The following is a 15,660-nucleotide window of genomic DNA, read 5'->3' as shown; positions in this document are numbered from 1 at the left end:
ATGCTAGATAAGTGCTAACAAAATCATTGTTTACTAGAGTTAGCGTTAGAGAGGTTTTGTCCAATCAACATTTCCAGAATAAAATATAATTATTAAAGATATTGAAGAATACAAAGAGTAATCTTAATATGTGCACAATTGTTAGAAATAAGAAACTGATAAAACTATATAAAATATTATAAAAGGAATGATAAACAATTGGATACAGGTTTTATACATATAGGAATGATGAAGACTGCTTCTACATATATGCAAAATGTTTGGTTAAAAGATAAATCTTATTGCTTATCATGGAAAGGTAACATGAAATTTCTAAACTCAATAAGAGACTCTGTGATGAAAGATAATATAAATGAAGACATTGAACTTGAAATAAAAACCGATATAAATTATCAAGAGGACCAAAAGCTTGTTATAAGCAATGAGGGTTTTTCTACGGCTTATCTCAATAAAGTAGATAGTCAACACAAAATACCTGAGTTTATTAATCATGCAAGCCGTAATCTTGGTAGAATATCGGATTTAACACCTAACCTATTGATAACCGTAAGGGACCCAATTTCATGGTTGAAATCTATTTTTGTTCAATCTATTAAACAAGGATGGAGTGGTTCCGCCCAAGATTTCGTTGAAAAGCAGCATCTCTATCTTAGGCACTCATTTGACCTTGAGCATATTGTCAACTGTTATAAAAGGTATTTTAAGAATATTTTAATAGTTCCTCATGAGATATTAAAAACTGACGAGGATCTTTTCTGGAATGTTATATCTAATGCTTTTCAAGTACCTTATGCAGAAAAAAGAATTGAAGGCAAAATTAATTCATCTCTTGATCTAAGGAGAACTTTTTTACTCTCAAAACTAAATGAGAAATCTAGCATTTTATCAAATATTTTAATGGATTCAAAGGAATATAGTAATATTCAAGAGAAGAACCACATAGTAAATAATTATTTAGATAGTGGAAAGTGGGTCCACAGGAGATTTGTTGAATTTGCAGATGCTGAACAAATAAATCAACTATATGAATTGTTTGGAATATCAGAACCTCCAGAAGATTTTTTTGATTTTAGCATACCTGTTGAGTTAAGAAAAGTTATTGAATCAAAGTATATTGGGTTTTTAAGAAAGAACATAATACCAGAATTTGCTGATGAGTATGAACAAAAACTTCAAGATCATATTCAAAATAAGTAATTCGATTAAATTAGAGAAGGATTGGGATGGATTTAGTGAGAAGATAAACACTACTGCTTTAAACAATTAAAGTTTCTAATTGTGCAGTATCTTCAATTTCTTCTTCCCATTTAACACCTGGTACTAATTGTGCTACATTATAAGTAAGACATATTTAATCAATCGGAGGTACATAAATGAACACATTATTGAAAAATAAAAACATAGTTGTTATGGGAGTTGCGAACAACCGCAGTATTGCATGGGGTATTACAAAATCGCTTTACAATGCTGGGGCTAACTTGATTTTCACCAACCGCCAGGAACGTTCGAAACAAAAGCTGGAAAAACTCCTCGGGCAAAGTGATATTGATCCTACACTAATCGTGTCTTGTGATGTTGCGGATGATGAGAGCATCGTTAGTGCATTCCAGGAAATTGGTGAGAAAGTTGGCACCATTCATGGGCTTGTCCATTCGGTTGCTTTTGCGAACCGTGATGAGCTGAATGGTGAATATGCCGATACCTCTCGTGAGGGTTATCTTCTGGCACAAAATATTAGCTCGTATTCGCTCGTTGCTGTGACGCGAGAAGCGAAAAAGCTGATGACTGAGGGTGGCGGTATTGTCACGCAAACGTACCTTGGTGCTGAACGCGTTGTGCCTAATTATAATGTAATGGGTGTTGCCAAGGCAGCGCTTGAAGCGAGTGTGCGTTATTTGGCTGAAGACGTTGGTAAGTATGGTATTCGTGTGAATGCTGTTTCAGCTGGTCCAATCCGCACACTGTCAGCTAAAGGTGTTTCAGGCTTTAATGACAAAATGTCGGTTATTGAAGAAAAGGCGCCGCTCCGTCGTCAGATTGATCAGGACCAGGTTGGCGACGCAACTGTATTTTTATTGAGTGACATGGCACGTGGTGTTACTGGTGATGTATTGCATGTCGATTCCGGTTTTCATATTATCGCTGGATCTTAAAAGTAGGCGAGCATTCTGCTACAGGGTGCTCGTTTTTTATTTCACTCCTCAAATGTATTACGAACTCCCACACTCCCTTGCATATACTATAGTATACAAGCACACTATAGAGTTCCTTCTATTACTACTATTATCGAACCAGGTCGACAAAAAGTGGCATCACTCTTCAAAATATAATTCTAAGCACCTAGAGTCTAAAGGCTTAGCAAGAACTTGTACCAAGATTAAAAACCAAACATTTGTTCGTATTTTTACCGAATTTTATGCTATACTATCTAGTAGATAAAGTTCCTTATAGGGATGAATCAGCTACCCCAGCATTATAAAAGGGGGTGAGGCGATTGGGTGTTTTTGAAGTCTTTTTCTTGCTGATCGGTTTTGGAACGTTTATGACCGGTTTCCTGACGCTAATTGTGCACATGATTAATAAAAAATAGACCTCCCTGTAAAGCCGCAAAGCGTTAATGGGAGAGGCCTATTCGTGGATAGCTGATCCCCTAAGGGAACCGCTTATCATAAGGCCACAGCTGTAACTGTGGTCTTTTTAGTATATGCATATTTCTACCTACATTATACCACAAAGTTGGGGGATGAAAAGGAATATAATTGAGGTATTAATTACCATAAGAGGATGTATTGCTGGGAAGGAGCCTATACCGGCAAGCTACTGAAGAAGGCAATCATCAGAATATGACCCTTGAACCAGAATTAATAAGCCACAAGGCGACATGATTCGATAATTATTTCCTGGGTAATAATACTCTTGAAAAAGAGGGACAGTAATACCGTCCCTCTTCAAAATTAATTATTTTCGTCTATTTTAAATTTGTTCACCTGTTGTTGCATTTCTGTTGCGTATGTTTCCAGTTCTTCTGCCAGATGGTTTAATTGTTCCATTGATGCTGTTTGTTGTTCGATTGATGCTGAGGTTTCTTCTGTTCCCGCTGCAGTTTCCTCGCTTATTGATGCAATGCTTTGCGTATTGCTGGAAATAATCTGCTCCTGACTTATGATTGTTTCCATTATATCCATTACCTTGTTAATTAATTGATTATTGGTATGAATTGTTTGCTGTATACTTGTAAATGCTTGCTCTGTTTCACTAACTGATTGTGATTGTGTCTGGATGACTTCATTTGTTTTACCAATCAATGAAACGGAATGTTTTGTTTCAGTTTGCATTTCTCCGATTAACGTGGATATATCTCCAAGTGCACTTTCAGACTGTTCGGCTAGTTTTCTTACTTCATCGGCTACAACTGCAAATCCGCGTCCATTTTCTCCAGCACGGGCAGCTTCGATTGCTGCATTTAATGCCAGAAGATTTGTTTGACTGGCGATATCCGCGATTTTAGTGACAATCTCATTTATGTTTGTTGATTTGTCATCAAGTGATTGGATTGCTCTGACAACCTCACTGGTAATTTGTCCTGTTTCTTCGGATTGTTTACGGAGACCACTTACTGTTTCTGCTCCTTTTTCGGAGACTTCATCCATGACGCGTGCCTCATCATAAACCTTCTTATTATATTCTTCTATTTGTTTAATCAATGTTGACAGTTTTTCGGTAGCAGCAGCATTCTGTTCCATAATTTCTGATTGCTCGCCAGCGCCTGTTGCGATTTGTTCCATCGTTGTTGCGACTTCATTTGATGATGCGGTATTTTCTTCTGCACTTGCAACGAGTGTTTGTGATGCTTCGGACACGTTGAAGGAAACATCTTTAATTTTGATCATCATCATCCGCATTTGCTGGAGCATATTATCAAAACTTTCGGAAAGCTTGCCGATTTCATTATCTGTTTTGATAGTCGTTTTGGCTAAAAGATTTCCATTCTCGACTTCCTTCATTGTCCCTTGCAGATCCTTAATTGGTTTCGTGATTCTTCGTGTTGTAAAAAAGGAAATAACGATTGCCAACAGCAATATAATGAGTAATGTAGCGATAATCGGAATTAAAATACTGCTTGCTTGGTCACTAAAATCACTTTTAAATACTGTTTCGCCAAGAACCCATCCTGTTGTGCTGTTCGTTGTGAAGCCAAGGATTTTCCCCTCGCCGTTTTCGGTATATTCAATAACCCCGTTTTCACCATTGTTGCTAAGTTTACTATAGAACGCGGTCTCTTCAGCACTTTTTCCAACAAGTTCATCATTCGGATGAGCGATGAATGTTCCTTTTTGGTCAATAATCATCGCATATCCCGAATCACCTGTCTGGATGTTAGCTGTCATGGATATTAGTGTATCAACTAGAACATCTGCGCCAATCACACCAACGACTTGCCCATATTTACTGTAGGATTGGGCGGCGGTAACGATTGTTTTTCCAGATGCAGCATCTACATAAGGCTGTGTCCAAATCACTTTTCCATCTGCTTCAAGAGCGGCTTTATACCAGTCACGTTCACGTGGATCGAAATCATCTGGCAGGTCCGTTTCCGGATAAATGGTTGTTTCACTGGAAAGCTCGACACCTGTATAGATGTTTGCGATAGTGGGATTCGCTTCTACAGTTTCTCCCAAGTAACTGACAATTGCTTGCCGGTTGTTTTCATCATAGTTTACAAATAATTCGTTTTTAGTAAGGCGATTTAAGATGCTTGTCGTATTGTTAAAAAAAACATTAAATGTATCGTTAAGGTTACTCATTTGTGTTTCAACACTTTGTGCTTTTTCGTCAATTATCATGTTTTTACTTAACGTATAATTGGTAAAAGCTATAACTGCTCCGGCAATAATAATTAATGATAAAAACGGTATAAGTATTTGTCGCTGCAGTGATTTACTTAGGAAGCTTCCTTTTTTCTTGATTTGTTTCTTTTTCTTATTCTCCCCCATATATGTATCCCCTTCTGCTTTTGCTATGAATATTATTTATATCGGAAAATTTTGTCGGAAGTTGTAGTGAATTATGGTGTTTAACCATTTTTTATTAGCAGGCATATAGTGATAGCGAGAATTATTAAAAGGTGGCTATAAAATGTATTACTATGCATATCCGCAATATTACACTGGGCAGCAGTATTATCGTGCGAACGGTCAAAATGATGAAGTTTTGGAAGCGTTAATTAAAGGAATGGAAGGGGAGAGTGAAGCAATCGATTTCTACAGCCGGCTTGCTAAAATGGCTCCTAATAAAACGGCGAAGGAAACAGTTGAACATGCATTATCAGATGAGCGTACTCATTTAAAAATATTTATTAATCTTTATAAACAATTATCGGGGAGATCACCGAGTTACACTAAACCAAAAGCAAGATTCGATAATTTTGAAGAAGGTATTATGATGGCATTTTACGATGAACTGGAAGCATATGAGACCTATCGTGATGACTATTTGCTGACACAAAATCAAGTGATCAGGGATGTGTTTTTTCAGGCGATGAGTGATGAGATAGAACATGCAACAAGGTTTGGTTTTATTTATCAAACATTGTAGGAAGGAGAGGGTTTTCTGTTTCGGCGGGGAATCTTCTTTTTTAACTATCAATGCGTGTGTGCTATATTGTTAGGAAGAGCTTTTTGGAAGGGATTTGTACATATTATGACAACAGCAGATAATCAAAATAAAGTATATCAATTTATACTTATAGCAGGAATTGTTATCGTAGCGTTTAACTTGCGGCCGGCAATTACGTCTGTCGGTCCATTAATTGGGACCATTCGTGATGATGTAGGGCTTTCCAATTGGAGCGTTGGACTTTTGACCAGCCTGCCCCTTGTTGCATTTGCTGTTATGTCTCCGGTTGCGCCTAAACTTGGTAACCGTTTTTCGAATGAACGAACATTAATCGCAGGACTTATTCTTCTTTTATTTGGTATTACGGTTCGTTCGTTTCCATTTTCAGCATTACTGTTTATTGGAACGTTATTTGTCGGGTTTGGAATCGCAATTTGTAATGTGCTATTGCCTGGTGTCGTGAAAGAAAAGTTTCCGGCGAAGGTAGCATTAATGACCAGTGTCTATTCAACAGCTATGGGGATTTTTGCTGCGACAGCTTCCGGATTAAGTATTCCATTTGCACGTGGATTGGATATGGGATGGCAATTTACTCTAATCATTTGGACCGTACCTGCAATTATTGGGATTGTCATCTGGATTTATCTTTCCAAAAAGAATAAGGCAGACAATGACGTGGAAATGCAGTATGTTAATGTGAGTGACAATCGCATGTGGAAGTCGCCGCTCGCATGGCAGGTTGCCTGTTTTATGGGATTGCAGTCGTTTATGTTTTATGTAACGATCTCATGGCTTCCGGAAATTTTGCATGATTACGGTGTCAGTATGGCGACAGCTGGCTGGATGCTGTCGTTTACGCAATTTGTCGGGTTGCCGGCAAGTTTTTTCGTTCCGATGATTGCTGGACGGTTCAAGTCACAGCGTGGAATTGTGCTTGCGATGACTATCTGCGCGTTGGTTGGCTATGGGGGACTTTTAATTGGAAGTTCATATACTGTTATGGTTATTAGTACGATTTTAATTGGAATTACGTTGAGTGGCTCATTCGCATTAGCTCTTGCTTTTTTAGGTATGCGGGCTCGAAACTCACGACAATCTGCGGAATTGTCAGGTATGGCGCAATCGTTCGGTTACTCACTTGCTGCGGTTGGTCCTATATTTATTGGCTATTTATACGACGTAACACATGTCTGGACGGTTCCTTTACTTACATTAATCGGGGTATCGCTATTGGTCATGATTTTCGGAATGGGTGCTGGCCGCAATCGATATGTGTTGGATTAGGCGTGAATATGCTATCATGCTAGTAACAGAAATTCGGGGAGGCTATTCGTTATGCATTTTAGCTTGTACACGATGGGTGATTCGGCAGTTAAGGTGGATTTTGCTGGTAATGTTTCACCTGAGTTAAATAGGAAAATCCAGCTTTTTTGCAGGAAATTAGGTCATGCTGCAACTCCTGGTATCGTAGAATGGGTGCCAGCATTTGATTCGGTTACAATTTACTATCAACCACATAGGTTAAGTTACACGGAAGTTTGTGACAAAATTTATCAGATTAGTGGAATGGATAGTGATAGAGTTGAGCGTGCATCACGGCTGGTCTCCGTTCCAGTGATCTATGGAGGGAGGTATGGTCCAGATTTAAGTCGTGTTGCTGATGTGAACAAGCTTTCTAAGGATGAGGTTATACGTATTCATGGTAGGCAGGAATACCTCGTTTATATGTTGGGCTTCCTGCCAGGGTTTCCATACTTAGGTGGCCTTGATAAGCGAATTGCAACACCGCGACTGGAAGAACCTCGGGCGAAGACTGTTGCAGGCTCTGTAGGAATTGCCCACGAACAGACGGGAATTTATCCGATCGAATCACCAGGCGGCTGGAACATTATTGGAAAAACTCCTCTTACGCTATTTGATAGAGAAAGGGAAGATGCTTTTCTGTTTCGTGCAGGTGACCGTGTGAAATTTCACCAAGTGTCGGAAAGTGAATTTGAAAAACAGACAGCTAGCGGGGAGTTTGTGGTAGAGGAGGCTTACGATGGCAAAGCAGATTGATTTAAATTGTGATATGGGTGAAAGTTTTGGAGCTTACACAATTGGATCGGATGAAAAATTGCTGGAATTTGTTACATCAGCGAATATCGCATGTGGGGCGCATGCTGGTGATCCAACTGTAATGGACAGGACAGTTCGGCTGGCAAAAGAACATCATGTAGGTGTTGGCGCCCACCCAGGATTTCCGGATATAGCTGGATTCGGCCGTCGTATGATCGACTTTTCACCAGATGAAATATATCGAATGGTAGTTCATCAGATTGGTGGATTACAAGCTTTCTGCACGGTTCATGGTTTTCAAATGCAACATGTGAAGCCACACGGTGCGATGTACAATTTGGCAGCTCAAAATCGCGATGCAGCAGATGCTATCACTCGTGCTGTGTATGATGTTGACTCCAGTCTGATATTGTTTGGTTTAGCTGGGAGTGAACTGCTTGCGGCTGGACGTGAAGCGGGATTACGTGTCGCATCCGAGGTTTTCGCTGATCGGACATATCAAGCAGATGGCAGCTTGATTCCCCGGGGTAGAGCGGATGCAATGATTAGTAATGTAGATGCGGCAGTTCTGCAGGTAGAACGAATGGTGAATGAAGGTGTTGTTTGTGCTGCAACTGGTGAGATGGTGGATATCGAGGCAGATACGATATGTGTGCATGGCGATGGCGAACATGCTGTTACATTTGTCGAGAAATTACGTGCGATGTTAGAGCGTGCTGGGATTGTGGTTCGCGGGTTAGGTTAGTGCGCCGCGTGGCGGAGAGGGTTGAGCTCGCGCGACGGAGAGCGAAACTCGAGCGATAGAGGGTGGAACTCGCGCGACGTAGGGCCAAACTCGAGCGACAGGGATCCAAACTCGAGCGACAGGGAGCCAAACTCGAGCGACAGGGAGCCAAACTCGAGCGACAGGGAGCCAAACTCGAGCGACAGGGGCTCAAACTCGAGCGACAAGGGCTCAAACTCGAGCGACGGAGGGCCAAACTCGAGCGACAAGGGCTCAAACTCGAGCGACGGAGGGCCAAACTCGAGCGACAAAGAGCCAAACTCGAGCGACAGGGAGCCAAACTCGAGCGACAGGGAGCCAAACTCGAGCGACAGGGGCTCAAACTCGAGCGACTCCTCACCGCAATCGTCCATCAACACAGCTCCGAAGTTCCAAATACATAATTAAAGTGGTGAATAGGATGCAGAGTGAGAAGATATTCCATGTATTAAAGCCTGGTGTGCTTACAACATTTCAGGATCTTGGTCGGACTGGCTATCAGAAATTTGGTGTGCCTGTTTCTGGTGCGATGGATATGTTTGCGCTGCAGGTAGCTAACATTCTGGTTGGGAATCAGCGTTCTGCTGCATGTCTTGAGGTGACGCTGGTTGGACCTCAGCTTGAAATGACTGCACCTGATCCAATCACGGTTGCTCTTACAGGTGCTGGACTGGAGCCGAAACTTAATGATAATGCCATCAAAATGTGGAGAACATTCAGGATGGAGAAGGGCGATCGTTTAAGTTTTGGTAAGCATCAGTCGGGAGTGCGTACATACATCGCGATAGCCGGAGGATTTGATGCACCGGTGTTTTTTGGCAGTCAGTCTACTGATGTGAAGAGTCACCTTGGTCGCTCGCTAGTTAATGATGATGCTATTTATGGGTACCCGGCTAAAGCGAAGCGCGGTATCGGTATCACCAATTCGCCAATCTATCAAAAGTCGGTAGAGGTTGCTGTGATCGAAGGACCACATACGGATTTTTTTACAAAACAAGGGCGAGAGAATTTTTTCAACAGTCCTCATACTGTAAATGCGAATTCGAATAGAATGGGATATCGTCTGAAATCAGAGCCGATTACACATGAAAATAATACGGAAATATGGTCTGATGCTGTTCCTTTCGGTGGAATTCAGATTCCGAGCAATGGTTCGCCAATTATTCTTATGGCAGACAGGCAGACGACGGGAGGATATCCGCGGATAGGGACTGTCATTTCAACTGATTTACCAAAGATTGCTCAGCTTGTTCCTCAAGGAGAAATACGCTTTACTCCGATAACAATAGAAGAGGCACAACGGCGGGCAATTCTAATGGAAAAGTACTTATTTAAATTAGAAAAATTTAAGCTAAACTAGGGGGGAAGGGGGGAGAAATCTTGAAGCATCACCCAAAAATAGAAGTCCCAGCAACTAAATGGGAAGATTTTTTAAACATATTATCAGTTATCTTACTTATTTGTTCAATTGTATTTGTTGTACAGGCGTATAATAGTTTGCCGGAGCAAGTTCCTACTCATTTTAATGCAAAAGGTGAAGCCGATGCGTGGGGAAATAAGGGTACAGTTCTTTTGATGCCGGCAATTGCTTTTGTTTCATTTATTATCATGTATTTTGTAACGAAGGCGCCACACAGGTTCAATTACATGGTAAAAGTGACTGAAGAAAATGCACCACGATTATACACGTTGGCACGTACGTTTATGGCAGTAATCAATTTCGAAATGGTCGCAATTTTTTCCTATATTACCTGGGCTATGGTACAATCTGCAAGTAGTGGATCAGGGCTAGGGATAAACTTTATTTTTTTCGTAATACTACTCCCTATCGCAACAATTATATCTTTCATGATTAAAATGAATCGAGTAAAATGACTTTATACAACGATGGAGCATGGCGTGACAGAGTGGAGGAATGTATAAATGGATGAATTAAAATTAGTAGCATTAGATATGGATGGAACATTATTGAATAGTAAGGAAGAGGTTTCCGAATATACGAAAGAAGTGATTGCAAAAGCTTTGGTGAAAGATGTACATGTTATTTTGAGCACAGGTCGTTGGCTTGATTCCTGCTATCCTTATGCCGAACTACTTGAACTGCCTTCGTATCTGATAACGAGTAATGGCGGCGAAATCTGGACGGTAAATAAGGAGCTGAGAGATCAGCATTTACTTGACCCAGAGCGGGTTCAGATGATGTGGGAGCTAGGTGATAAGCTGAATGTACATAGCTGGATGGTAGCGACTGATGGAGTATGGCATGGCAATCGTCCGGATGATTTTTTTGCCCATGAATGGTTAAAATATGGCTGTGATTCACTTGATATGAAAAAGCTTGATAAGGTTGTTGAGGAGCTTTCCTATTATGATGAACTGGAGCTTACCAATTCACTGCCGACAAACGTTGAAGTAAATCCTAAAGGGGTTAATAAGGCAAGTGCCCTTAAAAAAGTTTGTGATGAAATTGGCATTACGATGAATAACGTAATGGCGGTTGGCGATAGTTTGAATGATATTAAAATGATTCAGCAAGCTGGACTTGGGGTTGCGATGGGAAATGCACAAGAGGCAATTAAGAATGTTGCGGATCATGTGACAGATACAAATAATAATGACGGTGTCGCTAAAGCAATAGAGAAATTCGTATTATAAAAAAGCTCCCTAACTGTAGGGAGCTTTCTTAGGCAGATAAGAAAGTATAGCTACTTTCTTACTGCATAAGTGCAACTAAGGCTTTCGCCATTATGGCTTGGCGATAAGCCAAGTTTTCTAAATTCCTGCAATCCAATACATGACAAATGAGAGTAATATGGAAGCAGTTACCATGGCAATTAGTGGTCGCATTGCTTTATTTTTTACATCTTTCAAGCTGACATTTAATCCTAATCCCACCATCGCGGCAGTTAAAATAAACGTCGTAATCTGACTGACAGCGTTCATCGTACCATCAGACACAGGAATTATATCCCCTAAAATATAGCTCCCGAAGAGACTCATTCCAATAAATCCAATCAGAAACCAGGGAAAGCTGACTTTTGTATTACTGTCATCATTCCGGTTCCGCATCCAAAAGATCAGGATGAAACAAAGCGGGATAAGCAGGAAAACGCGGCCGAGTTTTGCCAGTAAAGCAATTGCCAATGCATCCTCACCGGCTGGTTCTGCCGCAAGTGCGACATGGGCAAGTTCATGTAAGGAAATGCCTGACCAGATACCATACTGCAATTCCGTGATCGGGAGCAGCGGCTGTACAATGGTATAAATAATGGAAAAAATAGTTCCAACTAGAGCAATGATTCCTACTCCAATTGCAGTGTCCTCGTCTTTTGTCTTGATAATCGGGGATACAGCGGCAATCGCTGCAGCACCACAAACGCCTGTGCCGACGCCAAGCAATAAGGCTAGTTGTGTGTTAGCTTTTAATTTTTTTCCGATATAAACGGTAAGTAAGATGGCAAAGACAATTGCAACAGCACCTTTAGCCAGCAGTCCAAGACCATCCTGCAAAATAATATCAACATTAAGTTTTAAACCATATAAAATGATGGCAAACCGCAGTAAATATTTTGACGAAAAATGTATTCCTGAACGGAAAAATTCAGGATAGCCGAAAAATTGTCTATATATGATTGCGATAATGATTGCACTGGCTAGCTGACCGACACGGCTAAATCCTGGGGCCAGGGCAAGTATGTAACCAACAATTGCAATGAGGAAAGTGAACCCGATTCCGGCAATCATTTTTGTGAATGGGTGAGTCATTGATGTCATAGCTGTATCCCTTTCTACTATAGAAGTTTCAGAATAATTTCAAGTATAATCGTTATAGCTTACGGTTGTCCAATAGGTATATTTTAACTAATTTGTGGTTATAATGAATTAATGTTGCTTGTTCCCTTACTTTTTTTGCTATAAAGGAGTATAATGAAAGAAGTACCATGAAAGGGGTTGCTGTCATGTCATTTTCTCGCGGGCCAAAAGAGCCAGTGCCAGAAGTGGACACAAATGTATGGTCTTGTACTAGTGAGGACTGCTCAGGATGGATGAGAGAATCATACAGTTTTAATGAAGAACCAGAATGCCCACTCTGTAAATCTTCAATGAAACAGGAAGTACGTGTACTTCCGGAATTGAAGTAATTAATATGGTATTGAAGCTATAGTAAAAGCAATTTATATTTAATATTTCACTAGGATGTCATTGTAGGCATCTTTTATACTTTCTTAAAGTATAGGGAGAATGCAGGTTATAAGCCTGAATTTCCTGTTATTGGCGCTGGGAGACCAGCGTCTTTTGCTATATATGCTTCAATAAGCTTAAAACCAACTCACTTAATGGGTTGGTTTATTTTTTTCGAAAGACTGTTCTCTGATGCGGAAAATACTTGAGTGCTATGACATCTCAACAGAAATACATTTCGCTTTCCGCGGGCAACGCTTCAGCTTCCTCGGAAGCATAAACCGCTTCCTGCGGATCTTCAACTGTTGCTTTTCCCAAAGGAGTCTCCATGTTTTCCCTTCGTTGGGATTGTTTACTTTATCCTATAATTTAATTAATGCTTATTGTAACATTGCTTCTTAGACATAGGGAAAACTTCAGCCTTTGATTAAGAGCCTCGACCAGTGGAGGTTTTCTGATTAATGCGTAGTTATAGTCCATGAGTTCGTGGAGTTATACTAAGCTGCGGAAAAATGCGAGACTCCTATGGGTCATCGGCTAAAAACGGTCACGTCCTGTGACCAACGCCGATACTAGAAAGTCCTTTCGTCGAAGAAACAGTCTGATTCTCCGCGTACTGAGCGCTTTTACTCGTGAGGAGGATGAAGCGTTCCCTATGGAAAGCGAATATTTTTCCGCAGCGTTGGATTAGCACTCATTTTATAAAGAATGGAAAGAATTTACGATAAAGATGTTTCGCATTTCACATCAACTGCGATGCTTAAAAAAGCAGCAATATTTTACTAGAAGAGTCTTTTAAAGAGTCTAATAGTTGTCATAATTGTGAATTTATTGGTATAATCTGATATAGAGGATTCAACAGGGGTTCTTCATCAAATTATTTGTAAGCGGTTACAATATATAAGGGAGGAATGGTTGAATGAAGTATGCAAATCCAAACACAGAAGGGTCCAAGGTGACCTTTAAGGATCGTTATGACAATTTTATTGGAGGGGAGTATCGGGCACCTGCAAGTGGAAAATATTTTGAGAATGTGAGTCCTGTTACAGGTAAGGTGTTTTGTGAAATGTCCAGATCGACGAAAGAAGATGTGGAGGCAGCAGTTGATGCTGGAGAAGCAGCCAAGGACGCGTGGGGGAAAACAGCTGTAGCAGAACGCGCAAATATTCTAAATAAGATTGCAGATCGTATGGAGGAAAATCTGGAAATGCTTGCGGTCGCAGAAACATGGGACAACGGTAAGGCTGTTCGTGAAGGATTAAATGCTGATATACCACTGGCGATTGATCACTTCCGTTATTTTGCAGGAGCAATACGTGCGCAAGAAGGTGGATTAAGTCAGATTGATGATGATACTGTAGCATATCATTTCCATGAACCATTGGGTGTTGTTGGACAGATTATTCCGTGGAACTTCCCGCTATTAATGGCAACGTGGAAGCTAGCGCCGGCACTTGCGGCTGGTAACTGTGTTGTACTGAAACCAGCGGAGCAAACACCAGCATCAATCCATGTTTTCCTTGATTTGATTAAGGATTTATTACCAAATGGTGTATTGAACATTGTGAACGGTTTTGGCTTGGAAGCAGGGAAACCACTTGCATCCAACAGCCGTATTTCCAAGATTGCCTTTACAGGTGAAACTACGACAGGGCGTTTGATTATGCAATACGCTTCAGAAAATATTATTCCGGTTACACTTGAACTTGGGGGTAAATCTCCAAACATATTCTTCCCCGACGTAATGGATGAGGATGATGGGTTCTTGGATAAGGCAATTGAAGGGCTGGTTATGTTTGCTTTAAACCAAGGTGAAGTTTGTACATGTCCATCCAGAGCGTTAGTTCATGAATCCATATACGATGAATTTATGGAAAGGGCAATTGCGAGGGTAAATGAAATTAAAATCGGCCATCCGCTTGATACCGATACGATGATGGGTGCACAGGCATCTGAAGAACAAATGGAAAAAATCAAATCGTATTTGGATATCGGAAAACAGGAAGGTGCAAAAGTACTTGTTGGTGGCGAAGTTAACAAACTTGATGACGATATGACTGATGGTTACTATGTTCAGCCAACTATTTTCAAAGGAAACAATAAAATGCGTGTTTTCCAGGAAGAGATTTTTGGACCGGTACTTTCAGTAACAACGTTCAAAGATAAAGAGGAAGCAATGGAAATCGCTAATGATACATTATATGGATTAGGTGCTGGTGTCTGGACTCGGAATATTAATACCGCATACCGCTTTGGACGTGGGATTGAAGCTGGTCGAGTATGGACGAATTGTTACCATCAGTATCCTGCACATGCTGCTTTCGGAGGTTACAAGAAATCAGGTATCGGACGTGAAAATCACCTGATGATGCTTGATCATTATCAACAGACGAAGAATCTGCTGATTAGCTACAGTGAAGGTGCTGCCGGATTCTTTTAAACAAAATGAAAGCTTGGACTCCAAAGTTTAAGGGACTTTAAGAGAGCAAGAACATTCTAAGAATCCCTTTAGCTTTAGCCAATTTTGCTTTAACTAGTTATGCTTACAGGGGGTTTTGGGAAAAGGTGCGCGATGCTCCTTTTCCGCATATAATACTTGAGATAATAAATTTTAAAATAGAAGGGGTGTGAAAAATGGCTGATCGTGTAACAGCAACAGAAGAAGCGCTAAGTTTGATTAACACATTAGCTGACACACATGGGCCACTCATGTTTCATCAATCAGGTGGCTGTTGTGACGGAAGTTCGCCAATGTGCTATCCACGGGATGAGTTTCGCGTTGGTGATTCAGACTTGCTGCTAGGTGAAATTGGTGAAACACCTTTCTATATCTCTAAGGACCAATATGAATATTGGAAACATACCCAGCTGATCATAGATGCTGTTAAAGGTCGTGGTGGAATGTTTTCATTGGAAGGACCCGAGGGAAAGCGGTTCCTGACAAGATCCAGGGTGTTTACCGGGGAAGAACGGGCGGAATTATAGAAGATTAAAGTCATGTGGAGAACGAGACTCCGCATGGCTTTTTTTGATGAAATGAG

At 40.7% G+C, this 15,660-nt stretch carries 16 protein-coding genes; 13 read left to right on the top strand and 3 right to left on the bottom strand.

The genetic code is table 11. The features are described from left to right. Positions 1 to 198: 198 nt before the first annotated feature. The 3 genes from ACTWQM_RS00885 to ACTWQM_RS00875 all read left to right on the top strand — a co-directional run bounded on the left by ACTWQM_RS00885 (position 199) and on the right by ACTWQM_RS00875 (position 2,590). The gene (locus ACTWQM_RS00885) at positions 199 to 1,197 is read left to right on the top strand and encodes a hypothetical protein (protein ID WP_443256286.1); all 999 of its coding nucleotides are present in this window, start codon (positions 199 to 201) and stop codon (positions 1,195 to 1,197) included. A 176-nt stretch (positions 1,198 to 1,373) separates the two neighbouring features. Next, entirely contained in the window at positions 1,374 to 2,153 is a 780-nt protein-coding gene (fabI, locus tag ACTWQM_RS00880; protein WP_443256285.1) for an enoyl-ACP reductase FabI, read from the top strand. Between the two features lie 332 nt (positions 2,154 to 2,485). Further along, positions 2,486 to 2,590, top strand: a complete 105-nt coding sequence (locus ACTWQM_RS00875) for a putative holin-like toxin (protein WP_443256284.1) — start codon at positions 2,486 to 2,488, stop codon at positions 2,588 to 2,590. A gap of 364 nt (positions 2,591 to 2,954) precedes the next feature. Here ACTWQM_RS00875 and ACTWQM_RS00870 read toward each other — a convergent pair whose 3' ends face one another. After that, positions 2,955 to 4,994: a methyl-accepting chemotaxis protein gene (locus tag ACTWQM_RS00870; RefSeq protein ID WP_443256283.1), complete on the bottom strand. Its 2,040-nt coding sequence runs from the start codon at positions 4,992 to 4,994 to the stop codon at positions 2,955 to 2,957. A gap of 142 nt (positions 4,995 to 5,136) precedes the next feature. Between ACTWQM_RS00870 and ACTWQM_RS00865 the strand changes: the two genes are divergently transcribed. The 4 genes from ACTWQM_RS00865 (at position 5,137) to ACTWQM_RS00850 (ending at position 8,419) form a co-directional block, all read left to right on the top strand. After that, on the top strand, positions 5,137 to 5,595 hold the full coding sequence (locus ACTWQM_RS00865) for a ferritin family protein (protein WP_443256282.1): 459 nt from the start codon (positions 5,137 to 5,139) through the stop codon (positions 5,593 to 5,595). A gap of 105 nt (positions 5,596 to 5,700) precedes the next feature. Beyond that, positions 5,701 to 6,900 (top strand): CynX/NimT family MFS transporter, encoded by a 1,200-nt coding sequence (locus ACTWQM_RS00860; protein ID WP_443256281.1) that lies wholly within the window; start codon positions 5,701 to 5,703, stop codon positions 6,898 to 6,900. 51 nt (positions 6,901 to 6,951) lie between these two features. Continuing rightward, positions 6,952 to 7,674 (top strand): 5-oxoprolinase subunit PxpB, encoded by a 723-nt coding sequence (gene pxpB, locus ACTWQM_RS00855; protein WP_443256280.1) that lies wholly within the window; start codon positions 6,952 to 6,954, stop codon positions 7,672 to 7,674. Further along, a complete protein-coding gene (locus ACTWQM_RS00850; protein ID WP_443256279.1) occupies positions 7,658 to 8,419 on the top strand; it encodes a LamB/YcsF family protein in 762 nt (253 codons plus the stop codon). The genes pxpB and ACTWQM_RS00850 overlap by 17 nt, the downstream gene beginning before the upstream one ends. On the opposite strand, the gene ACTWQM_RS00845 is transcribed toward ACTWQM_RS00850, so the two are convergent. Next, complete coding sequence (locus tag ACTWQM_RS00845; RefSeq protein WP_443256278.1) at positions 8,416 to 8,811, bottom strand: hypothetical protein; 396 nt, start codon at positions 8,809 to 8,811, stop codon at positions 8,416 to 8,418. The genes ACTWQM_RS00850 and ACTWQM_RS00845 overlap by 4 nt on opposite strands. Positions 8,812 to 8,858: 47 nt before the next feature. Between ACTWQM_RS00845 and ACTWQM_RS00840 the strand changes: the two genes are divergently transcribed. From ACTWQM_RS00840 to ACTWQM_RS00830, 3 genes are read left to right on the top strand one after another with little or no spacing between them, the layout of a single operon-like run. After that, a complete protein-coding gene (locus tag ACTWQM_RS00840; RefSeq protein ID WP_443256277.1) occupies positions 8,859 to 9,797 on the top strand; it encodes a biotin-dependent carboxyltransferase family protein in 939 nt (312 codons plus the stop codon). A gap of 20 nt (positions 9,798 to 9,817) precedes the next feature. Beyond that, the gene (locus ACTWQM_RS00835; protein ID WP_443256276.1) at positions 9,818 to 10,312 is read left to right on the top strand and encodes a DUF1648 domain-containing protein; all 495 of its coding nucleotides are present in this window, start codon (positions 9,818 to 9,820) and stop codon (positions 10,310 to 10,312) included. 48 nt (positions 10,313 to 10,360) lie between these two features. Beyond that, the gene (locus ACTWQM_RS00830) at positions 10,361 to 11,092 is read left to right on the top strand and encodes a Cof-type HAD-IIB family hydrolase (RefSeq protein ID WP_443256275.1); all 732 of its coding nucleotides are present in this window, start codon (positions 10,361 to 10,363) and stop codon (positions 11,090 to 11,092) included. A gap of 117 nt (positions 11,093 to 11,209) precedes the next feature. Here the strand turns inward: ACTWQM_RS00830 and ACTWQM_RS00825 are convergent, their stop codons facing one another. Beyond that, a complete protein-coding gene (locus tag ACTWQM_RS00825) occupies positions 11,210 to 12,211 on the bottom strand; it encodes a YeiH family protein (RefSeq protein WP_443256274.1) in 1,002 nt (333 codons plus the stop codon). 185 nt (positions 12,212 to 12,396) lie between these two features. Between ACTWQM_RS00825 and ACTWQM_RS00820 the strand changes: the two genes are divergently transcribed. The 3 genes from ACTWQM_RS00820 to ACTWQM_RS00810 all read left to right on the top strand — a co-directional run bounded on the left by ACTWQM_RS00820 (position 12,397) and on the right by ACTWQM_RS00810 (position 15,604). Beyond that, positions 12,397 to 12,579, top strand: a complete 183-nt coding sequence (locus ACTWQM_RS00820) for a cold-shock protein (protein ID WP_375051735.1) — start codon at positions 12,397 to 12,399, stop codon at positions 12,577 to 12,579. Positions 12,580 to 13,538: 959 nt separating this feature from the next. Then, positions 13,539 to 15,059 (top strand): aldehyde dehydrogenase, encoded by a 1,521-nt coding sequence (adh, locus tag ACTWQM_RS00815; protein WP_443256273.1) that lies wholly within the window; start codon positions 13,539 to 13,541, stop codon positions 15,057 to 15,059. 194 nt (positions 15,060 to 15,253) lie between these two features. Next, on the top strand, positions 15,254 to 15,604 hold the full coding sequence (locus tag ACTWQM_RS00810; RefSeq protein WP_443256272.1) for a DUF779 domain-containing protein: 351 nt from the start codon (positions 15,254 to 15,256) through the stop codon (positions 15,602 to 15,604). The last annotated feature ends 56 nt before the right edge of the window (positions 15,605 to 15,660 follow it).

The organism is Virgibacillus sp. L01 (assembly GCF_052246775.1).
Lineage (GTDB): Bacteria > Bacillota > Bacilli > Bacillales > Amphibacillaceae > Lentibacillus.
Note: the sequence above shows the minus strand (reverse complement) of the source record. Positions and strands in the feature narration are given on the sequence as shown.